Origin of the sequence: Pseudomonas sp. C8002 (assembly GCF_013385765.1) — a bacterium.
GTDB lineage: Bacteria > Pseudomonadota > Gammaproteobacteria > Pseudomonadales > Pseudomonadaceae > Aquipseudomonas.
The window spans coordinates 1-12,455 of record NZ_JACAPJ010000041.1 but is presented as its reverse complement, the minus strand read 5'-3'; the positions used below and the strand labels follow the sequence as shown (position 1 = coordinate 12,455).

Annotated in this window: 11 protein-coding genes; 7 read left to right on the top strand and 4 right to left on the bottom strand. The window is 61.5% G+C overall.

What is annotated here, in order from left to right; translation table 11 throughout:
• Window positions 1-81 precede the first annotated feature (81 nt).
• The 3 genes from dapE to HX814_RS29995 all read left to right on the top strand — a co-directional run bounded on the left by dapE (window position 82) and on the right by HX814_RS29995 (window position 2,497).
• Window positions 82-1,233, top strand: coding sequence for a succinyl-diaminopimelate desuccinylase (gene dapE, locus HX814_RS30005; protein WP_008430488.1), 1,152 nt, complete (start codon window positions 82-84; stop codon window positions 1,231-1,233).
• Entirely contained in the window at window positions 1,233-2,042 is an 810-nt protein-coding gene (locus HX814_RS30000) for a putative RNA methyltransferase (RefSeq protein ID WP_102368224.1), read from the top strand. The genes dapE and HX814_RS30000 overlap by 1 nt, the downstream gene beginning before the upstream one ends.
• Before the next feature lie 77 nt (window positions 2,043-2,119).
• Window positions 2,120-2,497 (top strand): hypothetical protein, encoded by a 378-nt coding sequence (locus tag HX814_RS29995; RefSeq protein ID WP_008430491.1) that lies wholly within the window; start codon window positions 2,120-2,122, stop codon window positions 2,495-2,497.
• Between the two features lie 122 nt (window positions 2,498-2,619).
• Here HX814_RS29995 and HX814_RS29990 read toward each other — a convergent pair whose 3' ends face one another.
• Window positions 2,620-2,829, bottom strand: a complete 210-nt coding sequence (locus HX814_RS29990; RefSeq protein ID WP_003219353.1) for a cold-shock protein — start codon at window positions 2,827-2,829, stop codon at window positions 2,620-2,622.
• 196 nt (window positions 2,830-3,025) lie between these two features.
• On the opposite strand from HX814_RS29990, the gene plsB reads away from it, so the two are divergent.
• From plsB to HX814_RS29975, 3 genes are read left to right on the top strand one after another with little or no spacing between them, the layout of a single operon-like run.
• Window positions 3,026-5,530, top strand: a complete 2,505-nt coding sequence (gene plsB, locus HX814_RS29985; protein WP_177008891.1) for a glycerol-3-phosphate 1-O-acyltransferase PlsB — start codon at window positions 3,026-3,028, stop codon at window positions 5,528-5,530.
• Between the two features lie 51 nt (window positions 5,531-5,581).
• Window positions 5,582-5,983: a YbaY family lipoprotein gene (locus HX814_RS29980; protein WP_003219355.1), complete on the top strand. Its 402-nt coding sequence runs from the start codon at window positions 5,582-5,584 to the stop codon at window positions 5,981-5,983.
• Window positions 5,984-6,011: 28 nt separating this feature from the next.
• On the top strand, window positions 6,012-6,701 hold the full coding sequence (locus HX814_RS29975) for a DUF4197 domain-containing protein (protein WP_003219356.1): 690 nt from the start codon (window positions 6,012-6,014) through the stop codon (window positions 6,699-6,701).
• A 48-nt stretch (window positions 6,702-6,749) separates the two neighbouring features.
• On the opposite strand, the gene HX814_RS29970 is transcribed toward HX814_RS29975, so the two are convergent.
• The 3 genes from HX814_RS29970 to HX814_RS29960 all read right to left on the bottom strand — a co-directional run bounded on the left by HX814_RS29970 (window position 6,750) and on the right by HX814_RS29960 (window position 11,656).
• Window positions 6,750-6,941 carry a hypothetical protein gene (locus HX814_RS29970; RefSeq protein ID WP_008430499.1) on the bottom strand — a complete coding sequence of 64 codons (192 nt, stop codon included), beginning with the start codon at window positions 6,939-6,941 and terminating at the stop codon, window positions 6,750-6,752.
• A 542-nt stretch (window positions 6,942-7,483) separates the two neighbouring features.
• Window positions 7,484-10,549, bottom strand: a complete 3,066-nt coding sequence (locus tag HX814_RS29965) for an efflux RND transporter permease subunit (protein ID WP_134325827.1) — start codon at window positions 10,547-10,549, stop codon at window positions 7,484-7,486.
• Window positions 10,550-10,555: 6 nt separating this feature from the next.
• Complete coding sequence (locus HX814_RS29960; RefSeq protein WP_177008890.1) at window positions 10,556-11,656, bottom strand: efflux RND transporter periplasmic adaptor subunit; 1,101 nt, start codon at window positions 11,654-11,656, stop codon at window positions 10,556-10,558.
• A 92-nt stretch (window positions 11,657-11,748) separates the two neighbouring features.
• Between HX814_RS29960 and HX814_RS29955 the strand changes: the two genes are divergently transcribed.
• Complete coding sequence (locus tag HX814_RS29955) at window positions 11,749-12,387, top strand: TetR/AcrR family transcriptional regulator (RefSeq protein WP_008430503.1); 639 nt, start codon at window positions 11,749-11,751, stop codon at window positions 12,385-12,387.
• Window positions 12,388-12,455: the final 68 nt, after the last annotated feature.

Sequence of the window (12,455 nt, the reverse complement as noted above, 5' to 3'; positions counted from 1 at the left end):
CGTATTCGCGAGCAAGCCCGCTCCCACACAAGCCCCCTCCCACATAAGCCTTGCGCCCTGACATGCTTCTGGAGTTTTTACATGACGGCCCACGCCGACCTTTCGCCGACCCTCCAACTCGCTATCGACCTGATCCGCCGCCCGTCGGTGACGCCGGTCGACGCCGATTGCCAGAAGCTGATGATGCAGCGCCTGGGCGACGCCGGTTTTGCGCTTGAGCCGATGCGCATCGAGGATGTGGATAACTTCTGGGCCACCCACGGCAAACACGAAGGCCCGGTATTGTGCTTCGCCGGCCACACCGACGTGGTGCCGACCGGCCCGGTCAAGGCCTGGCAGAACGACCCGTTCGACGCGCTGATCGATGAAAACGGCATGCTCTGCGGCCGTGGCGCAGCCGACATGAAAGGCAGCCTGGCGGCGATGCTGGTCGCTTCCGAGCGCTTTGTGACCGACTACCCGGACCACAAGGGTTCGGTCGCATTCCTGATCACCAGTGACGAAGAAGGCCCGGCGCACCACGGCACCAAGGCCGTGATCGAACGCCTGGCAGCCCGCAAGGAGCGCCTGGACTGGTGCATCGTCGGCGAACCGTCGAGCACCACCCTGGTGGGCGACGTGGTCAAGAACGGCCGTCGCGGCTCCCTCGGCGCCACCCTGACCGTGCGCGGCGTGCAAGGCCATGTGGCCTACCCGCACCTGGCGAAGAACCCGATCCACCTGGCGGCTCCGGCCCTGGCCGAACTGGCCGCCGAGCACTGGGACGATGGCAACACCTTCTTCCCGCCTACCAGCTTCCAGATTTCCAACCTCAACTCCGGCACCGGCGCCACCAACGTGATCCCGGGCGACCTGACGGCGGTGTTCAACTTCCGCTTCTCCACCGAGTCCACCGTCGAAGGCCTGCAGCAGCGGGTCGCGGCGATTCTCGACAAGCATGGCCTGGACTGGCATGTGGAGTGGGCGCTGTCGGGCCTGCCGTTCCTCACCGAACCGGGCGCGTTGCTCGATGCGGTCTCCGCCAGCATCAAGGCCGTCACCGGTCGCGAGACCCAGGCGTCCACCAGCGGCGGCACCTCCGATGGGCGCTTCATCGCGACCCTCGGCACTCAGGTGGTGGAGCTGGGCCCGGTCAACGCGACGATCCATCAGGTCAACGAGCGCATCCTCGCCAGCGACCTCGATGTGCTGACCGAAATCTACTACCAGACCCTGATCAAGTTGCTCGCCTGATGCTCGCTTGCCCCATTTGCAGCGCACCGCTACAGGAAGTGGACAACGGCGTAGCCTGCCCGGCCGGGCACCGTTTCGACCGGGCGCGCCAGGGTTACCTGAACCTGTTGCCGGTGCAGCACAAGAACAGCCGTGACCCGGGCGACAACCTGGCGATGGTGGAAGCGCGCCGCGACTTCCTCAACGCCGGGCATTACGCCCCGGTGGCCAGGCGCCTGGCCGAACTGGCCGCTGAACGCAAACCCCAGCGCTGGCTGGATATCGGCTGTGGCGAGGGTTACTACACCGCACAGATCGCCGACGCCCTGCTGCGCGCCGATGGTTATGCCCTGGATATTTCCAGGGAAGCGGTCAAGCGCGCCTGCAAGCGCAACCCCACGGTGACCTGGTTGATCGCCAGCATGGCCCGGGTGCCGTTGGCCGATGCCAGTTGCCAGTTCCTGGCCAGCGTGTTCAGCCCACTGGACTGGCTGGAGGCCAAGCGCCTGCTCAGCCCGGGTGGTGGTTTGATGAAAGTCGGCCCGACCCGCGGCCACCTGATGGAGCTGCGTGAGCGTTTGTACGACGAAGTGCGCGAGTACACCGACGACAAGCACCTGGCGTTGGTGCCGCAGGGCATGAGCCTGCAACACAGCGAAACCCTGGAGTTCAAGCTCAGCCTGGCCGATCCCAAGGATCGCGCCAACCTGCTGGCGATGACGCCCCACGGCTGGCGCGCCAGTGCCGAACGCCGGGCCCGGGTGATCGAAGCCGCCGAACCGCTGCTGGTCACTGTGTCGATGCGCTACGACTATTTCGTGCTTCAATAACCCATTATTTTTGTGGGCCTCGGGGCCCACACCGAATCCGCGAATGGATTTTCAAAATCCCGCAACGAGGAACATCCATGCGCCAACCTGATATCGAGATTTACCTCAAGGACGCCGACGTCGACCACAAGGCCATCGCCGCCTGGTTGGGCGCCGCCCTGGGCCCGTGCACCGACTGGGTCCAGCGCGGCCAGACCTACAAGTGCAAAGCCGGCAGCGTACCGGTCACCTGGCTGCCGAAAGCCGTAGGCAAATGGAACAGCCTGTACCTGGAAAGCGACCAGACCCCGTGGGAAGACGACATCGCCTGCGCCCGCGCAGCCTTTGCCGCGCTGAACGTCGAAGTGCGTTGCGCGCCGGGCAGCTGGGTAGAGGAAGAAGGTGAAGAAAGCGCGGATACCTGGATTCGTATCAGCGCCGACGGTGAAGAGCAGATCACCTGGAAAACAACCTGAGGGATCGTTCCCACGCTCTGCGTGGGAATGCAACCTGTGACGCTCCGCGTCACGATTAAAAGCAGACGCGGAGCGTCCAAAGAAGCATTCCCACGCAGAGCGTGGGAACGATCACGCCAAGGTTACAGGCCCACCACATCCTCAGCCTGCAAGCCCTTCTCTCCCGTCACCACGGCGTATTCCACCTGCTGGCCTTCAGCCAATGAACGATGCCCTTCACCGCGAATGGCGCGGTAGTGCACAAACACATCCTTGCCATCTTCCCGCTGGATAAAGCCATAGCCCTTGGCGTCGTTGAACCACTTCACATTGCCGGTTTCGCGCGTTGCCATCTGTTTTGCTCCCACATGCTTTTTATAAGTACGTTTATTGTTGAGTCGTCGCAGTTGAACTGCCGAGTATAAGACAGGCTCAAAAAGCTTCAACTCAAGATTACTTCGCCGCTTTTTTGCCGATTTTCGGCTAATACTGCACACTAGCGCCCCGAGCACCTGCCCGGTTTTTTTCCCCACTCAAAGCAGAAGCCGTATGACCCGTTCTCCCTTTCGCCGTCTGGTATTTGGCACCTTGCGCCGGCTGTTGTACCTCTGGGTTCGCTCAGAGACGATCAACCAGTCGTCCCTTACCTTGAACCTCGACCGCAGTCGTCCGGTGTTTTACGTCCTGCAATCTCCATCCCTCACCGAATTGGCGGTGGTTGATACCGAATGTACCAAGGCCGGCCTGCCGCGCCCGGTGCTGCCGGTGTCGGTCGGCCCGCTGATGGAGCCGGCAGCCTTCTTCTACCTGACGCCCGACCCCGACTGGCTGGGGCGCCAGGACAAGCGTGGCGCCCCACCCACCCTGACCCGCCTGGTGGATGTGCTCACCGAACACGCCGAAGAGAATGCACAGATCATTCCAGTCAGCGTGTTCTGGGGCCAGTCGCCCGACAGCGAGTCCAGCCCCTGGAAACTGCTGTTCGCCGACAGCTGGGCTGTCACCGGCCGCCTGCGCCGGCTGCTGAGCATCCTGATCCTGGGCCGCAAGACCCGGGTGCAATTCTCCGCGCCCATCAACCTGCGTGAGTTGATCGAGCACAATAAAGGCCACGAACGCACCGTGCGCATGGCCCAGCGCATCCTGCGGGTGCACTTTCGCAACCTGAAAACCGCAGTGATCGGCCCCGACCTGTCCCACCGGCGCAACCTGGTGAAGGGCCTGGTGAACATGCCACTGGTACGCCAGGCGATCCTCGACGAGGCCGAACGCGAGAAAATCACCCCCGAGAAAGCCAAGGCCCAGGCTCTGCGCTATGGCAACGAGATCGCCTCGGACTACACCTACACCGCCATCCGTTTCCTCGAAGTGGTGCTGAGCTGGTTCTGGAACAAGATCTACGACGGCATCAAGGTCAACAACATCGAAGGTGTGCAAAAGGTCGCCCAGGGCTACGAGGTGATCTATGTACCGTGCCATCGCAGCCATATCGACTACCTGCTGCTCTCCTATCTCCTGTTCAAGAATGGCTTGACCCCGCCGCACATCGCCGCCGGGATCAACCTGAACATGCCGGTGATCGGCAGCCTGTTGCGCCGTGGCGGGGCGTTTTTCATGCGCCGTACTTTCAAGGGCAACCCGCTGTACACCTCGGTGTTCAACGAATACCTGCACACCTTGTTCACCAAGGGTTTCCCGGTGGAATACTTCGTCGAAGGCGGACGCTCGCGCACCGGGCGCATGCTGCAACCGAAGACCGGGATGCTGGCGATCACCCTGCGCAGCTTCCTGCGTTCCTCGCGCATGCCCATCGTGTTCGTGCCGGTGTACATCGGCTATGAGCGGGTGCTGGAAGGCCGCACTTACCTGGGCGAACTGCGCGGTGCGAGCAAGAAGAAAGAGTCGATTTTCGATATTTTCAAAGTGGTCGGCGCCCTCAAGCAGCGCTTTGGCCAGGTCGCCGTGAACTTCGGCGAACCGATCAAGCTGGCTGAATTCCTCGACAGCGAGCAGCCCGACTGGCGCTCCCAGGAGCTGGGCCCGAACTACAAGCCGGCGTGGCTCAACGAAACCACCAACCGCCTCGGCGAACGGGTGGCGCAACACTTGAACGAAGCGGCGGCAATCAATCCGGTGAACCTGGTGGCCCTCGCGCTGCTGTCCACCACCCGCCTGGCCCTGGACGAACAGGCGATGGCGCGCCAGCTGGATCTGTACCTGGCACTGCTGCGCAAGGTGCCCTACTCGCCCCACACCACCCTGCCGGAAGGCGACGGCCTGGCGCTGATCAAGCACGTCAAGGACATGGACCTGCTGTCGGAACAGAGCGATGCACTGGGCAAGATCCTCTACCTGGACGAGCAGAACGCCGTCCTGATGACCTACTACCGCAACAACGTGCTGCACATTTTTGCCCTGCCGGCGCTGCTGGCGAGTTTCTTCCAGAGCAGCTCGCGGATGAGCCGCGAACAGATCCTGCGCTATACCCGTGCGCTCTACCCGTACCTGCAATCGGAGCTGTTTATCCGCTGGTCCCTGGACGAACTGGATGCTGTGGTCGACCAGTGGCTGGACGCCTTCGTCGAACAAGGCCTGCTGCGTTTTGAAAACGACGTGTACCTGCGCCCGGCGCCGAGCTCACGGCAGTTTGTGCTGTTGACCCTGCTGTCCAAGAGCATCGCCCAGACCCTGCAACGCTTCTACATGGCGATCTCGCTGCTGCTCAACAGCGGCCAGAACAGCATCAGCGCCGAAGAGCTGGAAGACCTGTGCACGGTCATGGCCCAGCGCCTGTCGATCCTGCACGGCCTGAATGCCCCGGAGTTCTTCGACAAGAGCCTTTTCCGACATTTTATCCAGACCCTGCTGGAGCAAGATGTGCTACGTCGCGACGAGGCCGGCAAACTGAGCTATCACCCGCTGCTGGGTGAGCTGGCCGAAGGTGCAGCCAAACGCGTATTGCCCGCGGAGATTCGCCTGTCGATTCGCCAGGTCGCACTGCATCGCAGCGAAGAGGCGGCAGACCAGCCTGTGGTACCCGAAGAAACACACTAGAGTGACCGAGGCGCCAGGGTGTTTCTGGCGCCGTTGACAAGGAGCTGCACCATGAAAAAAATCATCCTCCTGGGCCTGACCGCCCTGCTGGGAGCCTGCCAGACCATGAGCCCCGCGCCCAAAGCCAGCCTCGATGGCGAAGTCTTCTACCTGCAACGCATCGCCCTGCCGCCCGCCGCCACCTTGAGTGTGACCCTGCAGGATGTGTCCTTGATGGATGCCCCGGCCGTGACCCTGGCCGAGCAGAAAGGCCCGGTGAAAGGCCAGGTGCCGCTGCCCTTTCACCTGAGCTACGACCCGACCCAGGTCAAGCCTGGCCACAGTTACTCGGTGAGCGCTCGCATCGAACTGGAGGGCAAGCTACTGTTTATCACCACCGAACGGCACTCCGTGCAGTTGAACGGCCAGGACCCACAACCGCTGCGCCTGCGCGTGGATGCGGTTGCACACTGATTAAAATATCGAACATAAGGAAGCGCCCATGCTCCGTAACTCCCTTCGCCTCACTGCCCTGTGCGCCGGCTTGCTGCTCGGTGCCAACGCCATGGCCTTGTCCCTCGGCAGCCTGTCCCAGGGCGACGCCACCGGCGGCCTCAAGGATGCACTGACCCAAGGCGCACAGATTGCCGTGAAACAACTGGGTGTGCCCGGTGGTTTCAGCAACAACCCCGAAGTGAAGATCGGCCTGCCGGGCAAGTTGGGCAAAGTCGCTGACAAGTTGAAAATGTTCGGCATGGGTGACCAGGTCACGCAACTTGAAACCAGCATGAACAAGGCGGCCGAGTCTGCTGTCACCCAGGCCCAGCCGATCCTGGTAAACGCGGTGAAAAACATGAGCGTGACCGATGCCAAGGGCATCCTCACCGGCGGCCAGGACTCGGCCACCCAGTACCTGAACAAAAGCAGCCGTGACGAGATCCGGGCCAAGTTCCTGCCGATCGTCAAGGCCGCTACCGACAAGGTCGGCGTGGCCCAGCAGTACAACGCGCTCGCCGGCAAGGCCGCCACCTTTGGCGCCATTGATGCCAAGAGCGCCAATGTCGAAAGCTACGTGACCGAACAGGCGCTGGACGGGCTGTTCAAGATGATCGCCCAGCAGGAAGAAACCATTCGCAAGAACCCGGCGGCGGCTGCCACCAGCTTGGCCAAGAAGGTGTTCGGCGCGCTGTAGACCATACCCGGCAACTAAAAACGCCCTGAACTATTCAGGGCGTTTTTTTTAATAGCGGCACTTGCAAGGCAAATCACTACCCACGGCATTGCTGTTGCTGCTGTTGGTGGTGTTGTTTTCGGTTTTGATATTAATGTTGATCTCGGGCTGGCCATTGCCATTGGACCGACCGAAATTCGGCCCTATTCCAAATACAGCCCCCAACAGGTGCAGTGGTGAAACCAGTACTGGAAAAATCATACACACTCCTCGATATTTAGGGTCAAAAGCCCCCTCTGAGTGGCAAGGCAGCCCGAGTGGTTCCCGGGCTGCCTCGAGTCAGCGGCTATCGATGGATCGGAAAGAGTGCCGATGACCTCTGGTAGGGTTGGTGGGCCTCATGCACCGGCGCCTGGTGATACGGCTTGGGCCGCGCAGGCAGGACAGGCCCCGTTGGTCGGGAGTGATGGCCGTGGTTGAAACCGGGCCGTCCATGGCCGGGCTTGTGCGGTCGCGCCGTATCAGCTTCTTTATTGGAACCAGGCAACAGATTGCCCAGCAGTGACCCCAGGAAAGCACCTTTGAAAGCTGCCAGGGCAGACAAAATAAACATATGACACTCCATGAACTCATTGTTGTTCATCGGGACCGCAGGCTTGCGGCCCCGACAACGACGTCTGTCAATCAGACAATTCTGAGTGGAGCACCATGGGCAAACGTTCCGTCGCCCAGGGTCGTAGTTTGCGTCTATGTGTGAATGACCAGAGGCATTTCCTTACAGGACACCCCTGCCACTCGCAGCCTTACACCGCCTCCTTGCGGACCCGAAACCACGCCGCATACAGCGCGGGCAGGAACAACAGCGTCAATGCCGTCGCAACAATCAAGCCGCCCATGATCGCCACGGCCATCGGCCCGAAGAACACGCTGCGGGACAGCGGGATCATCGCCAGTACGGCCGCCAGCGCCGTCAGCACAATCGGCCGGAAGCGCCGCACGGTCGCCTCGATAATCGCCTGCCAGGGAGCCAGGCCGGCCTTGATGTCCTGCTCGATCTGGTCCACCAGGATCACCGAGTTACGCATGATCATCCCCGACAGCGCGATGGTCCCCAGCATCGCCACGAACCCAAAGGGCTGGCGGAACACCAGCAGGAACAGTGTCACCCCGATCAGGCCCAAGGGCGCCGTGAGAAACACCATCGCCGTGCGGGAGAAGCTGCGCAATTGCAGCATCAGCAAGGTCAGCACCACCACGATAAACAGCGGCACACCGGCCTTGACCGAATTCTGCCCACGGGCGGAATCCTCGACCGTGCCGCCAACTTCCAGCAGGTAGCCGTCCGGCAGTTCAGCGCGCACGCCTTCGAGGGTCGGCAGGATCTGCTGCACCAGGGTGGCCGGTTGTTCCTTGCCGTAGATATCGGCGCGAACGGTCACGGTCGGCAGGCGATTACGGTGCCAGATGATGCCTTCCTCAAAGCCGTATTCCAGGGTCGCGATCTGCGACAGCGCCACGCTCTTGCCGTTGTCGGTCGGCACCGCCAGGCTTGGCAGCAGCGACAGCTCGGTGCGCTCATGCACCGTGCCGCGCAGCAGGATTTCGATCAACTCGTTGTCTTCACGGTACTGGCTGACGCTGGAGCCCGTGAGGGAACTCTGGAGGAATTTCGACAGGTTGGCGGTGCTCACGCCGAGGGCACGGGCGCGGTCCTGGTCAACGTTGAGGTAGACGATCTTGCTCGGTTCTTCCCAGTCCAGGTGCACGTTGACCACGTGGGTATTTTCGCGAACCTTGGCCGCCACTTTCCGCGCCAGGGCCCGGACTTCTTCGATGTGCTCGCCCGTTACCCGGAACTGCACGGGGTAGCCAACCGGCGGGCCGTTTTCAAGCCGCGTAACCCGCGAACGCAGGTCCGGGAATTGTTCGTTGAGGGTTTCGATCAGCCAGGTGCGCAAGCTTTCGCGCTCCTCGATGGTCTTGGCCAACACCACAAACTGGGCAAAGCTGGCGGCCGGCAGTTGCTGGTCCAGCGGCAGGTAGAAACGTGGCGAACCGGTACCGACATAGGCCACATAGTTTTCAATACCTGCATGTTCCTTGAGCAAGGCTTCAAGGCGTTTGACCTGGTCAGCCGTATTGCTCAGGGACGCGCCTTCAGCCAGTTTCAGGTCGACCATCAGTTCCAGTCGCCCGGAAGCCGGGAAGAACTGCTGGGGCACAAAGCGGAACAGCGCCACCGAGCCGATAAACAGCAGCAAGGTCAGGACGATCACCGTCTTGCGCCGACGCACGCACCATTCCACCAGGCGTCTTACGCGCTGATAGAAGGGTGTGCCGTAGGGATCCGGCCCGTCGGTGCCATGCTTGGCCGCATGAATCTTCGCCAGGTCCGGCAGGAGTTTTTCCCCCAGGTACGGCACGAACATCACGGCGGCGACCCACGAGGCCAGCAGCGCAATGGTCACCACCTGGAAGATCGAGCGGGTGTATTCACCGGTGCTCGATTGCGCCGTGGCAATCGGCAGGAAACCCGCGGCCGTGATCAGGGTGCCGGTGAGCATCGGGAAGGCTGTGCTGGTCCAGGCGAAACTGGCGGCCTTGAGCCGGTCGTACCCTTGCTCCATTTTGATCGCCATCATTTCCACGGCGATGATCGCATCGTCCACCAGCAAGCCCAGCGCCAGCACCAGCGCGCCGAGGGAGATTTTGTGCAGGCCGATGCCGAGGTAATACATGGTGGCAAACGTCATGGCCAACACCAGCGGAATCGCCAGGGCGACCACCATGCCGGTGCGCACGCCCAGAGAGAAAAAGCTCACCAGCAACACAATCGCCAGGGCCTCGGCGAGCACCTGGACGAATTCGCCGACACTGGTTTTTACCGCTGCCGGCTGGTCCGACACCTTGCGCAGTTCCATACCGGCAGGAAGGTTCTTCTGCAGGCGTGCGAATTCGCCTTCCAGGGCCTTGCCCAGCACCAGGATGTCGCCACCATCACGCATGGCCACGGCCAGCCCGATGGCGTCGGCGCCCATGTAGCGCATGCGCGGTGCCGGTGGATCGTTGAAGCCACGATGAATCTCGGCCACGTCACCGATACGGAACGTACGATCACCGACGCGGATCGGGAAGTCGCGAATCTCCTTAACGGTCTTGAAGTTGCCGGACACCCTTAACTGCACGCGCTCGCTCGGGGTTTCAAAGAAGCCGGCGGTGGACACCGCGTTCTGTTCCTGCAACGCCTGCTGCACGGCCGCCAGCGGCAGGCCGAGGGTGGCGAGCTTGAGGTTGGACAGCTCGATCCAGATCTTCTCGTCCTGCAAGCCCAGCAGTTCGACCTTGCCGACATCCGGCACCCGTTGCAGCTGAATCTGGATGCGGTCGGCGTAATCCTTGAGCACGGCGTAGTCAAAGCCATCGCCGGTCAGGGCGTAGATATTGCCGAAGGTCGTACCGAATTCATCGTTGAAAAACGGGCCCTGGATATCCGGTGGCAGGGTCTGGCGAATATCGCTGATTTTCTTGCGCACCTGGTACCAGAGGTCCGGGATCTCTGCGGAGTGCATCGAATCCCGGGCCATGAAGGTGACCTGGGATTCACCGGGCCGCGAGAAGGAGACGATGCGCTCGTAGTCGCCGGTCTCCATCAATTTCTTTTCAATACGCTCGGTGACCTGGCGCGACACTTCCTGGGCCGTAGCGCCTGGCCAGTTGGTCTTGATCACCATGGCCTTGAAGGTAAACGGCGGGTCTTCGCTTTGTCCCAGCTTGGTGTAGGACAAGGTGCCGACCACTGCCAGCAGGATCATCAGGAACAGTACGATCTGGCGATTACGCAACGCCCATTCGGAAAGATTGAAACCCATCGGGGACTACTCCTTGGCCGCCAGACTTACCACTCGATTGGCGCGATCCACCGGGCGCACTTGCTGGCCCTCATGGAGTACATGCACACCGGCGGCGATCACCCAATCAGTGGGGTTCAAGCCTTCCAGCACCGGCACCGTTTTCTCGCCAAAGGCGCCGATCCGCACCGGTGTGCGCTTGAGGGTATTGTCGGGCTGCACCACCCAGACGTAGGACGCGCCGTTCTCCGCGCTCAGGGCAGACAGCGGCACCGCCAGGGGAATCACCCCGTCAGCCTGGATGAAGACGCGAGCGCTCTGCCCCAGTTCCGCAGGCACTTTGCCGCCGGTAAACGCGACGCGGGCGGCGAAGGTTCGCGACTTTGGATCGGCAGCCGGCGACAGTTCGCGGATGCGGCCGTTGAAGCGTTGGTCGGGCTGGCTCCACAGTTCCACGGACACCGGCTGGCCAATCTTGAAACGCCCGAAGCTTTGCTCCGGCAGGCTGATCAACACCTCCCGCTCGCCATCGGTGGCCAGGTTGAATACGGTCTGGCCGGCCGACACCACCTGGCCGACTTCCACTGCACGCTTGGCGACCACGCCATCCTGGGGTGCGCGCAACACGGCGTAACCGGCCTGGTTATTGGCCACGTCGAATTCGGCCTTGATCTGCTTGAGGCGTGCTTCACCGGAGCGGTAGAGGTTTTCGGAGTTGTCGTACTGGGAGCGGCTGACCATCTGACGGTCCATCAGGGTCTTGTAGCGGTCACGCTCGGCGCGCACCAGGCTCAAGTTGGCGTCGGCAGCGGCGACCTGGGCGCGGGTGGCTTCCAGTTGCAGGCGTACGTCCTGAGGGTCGAGTTCGGCCAGGGGCTGGTTGGCCTTGACGCGCTCGCCCTCCTCCACCAGTCGTCGGCTGACTTTGCCGCCAATGCGAAAGGCCAGGTCGGGTTCATAGCGTGCACGCACCTCGCCCGGGTAGCTGTCGGAAGCCTGCGCCGAAGGCTCTGGCTGAACCACCATGGCCGGGCGGACGGTGGTTTGCGCCGCTTCTTCATGGCCACAGGCAGCCAACAGGAATAACAAGCTGGCAGGCAACGCGAGTGGCAGGAAATAGCTGCGCATGCTGAAGGACCTTTCGCTAATGGTGCTAGGAATAATTATACTGGCCAGTATGTTATTAATACCAAACTCACCAGTCCAGTAATAAAGTGAAAATGTCCGACAATCCTGTGAACACCAATAGCCCCGGGCGTCCCAAGGACATGGCAAAACGCCAGGCGATTCTTGATGCGGCGAAGATCCTGTTTTTGAGTAATGGATATGCCAGTACCAGCATGGATGCCGTGGCAGTGGAGGCCGGGGTGTCGAAGCTGACGGTGTACAGCCATTTCACCGACAAGGAGACGCTGTTCTCGGCGGCGGTGGTTGCCAAGTGCGAAGAGCAGTTACCGGTGATGTATTTCGAGCTGCCCGAGGGTGTGCCGGTGGAGAAGGTGCTGCTCAATATCGCCCGCGGGTTTCATGTGCTGATCAATAGCGAGGAGTCGGTGAACCTGCATCGGTTGATGATGACTTCCGGGAGTCAGGATCCGAAGTTGTCGCAGATCTTTTTCGAGGCCGGGCCGATGCGTATGTTGCAGGGGATGGAGCGGCTGCTCGGTAAGATCGACCAGAGTGGCGCATTGCGTATTGCCAAGCCGTTCACCGCGGCGGAGCATTTTTTTTGCTTGCTCAAGGGGACGGCGAATTTTTGTTTGTTGTATGGGTGTGGGGGGCAACTGAGCGCTGAGGCGGCCGAGGAGCATGTGCAGGAGGTTGTGGGGCTGTTTATGCGGGCTTATCGGGCTTTTTGAACTGAGTACATATCCGTTATTTAGGTAACGGCCACTTAGGGTTCCGCTCTTACAGCGGCTCACTTTTG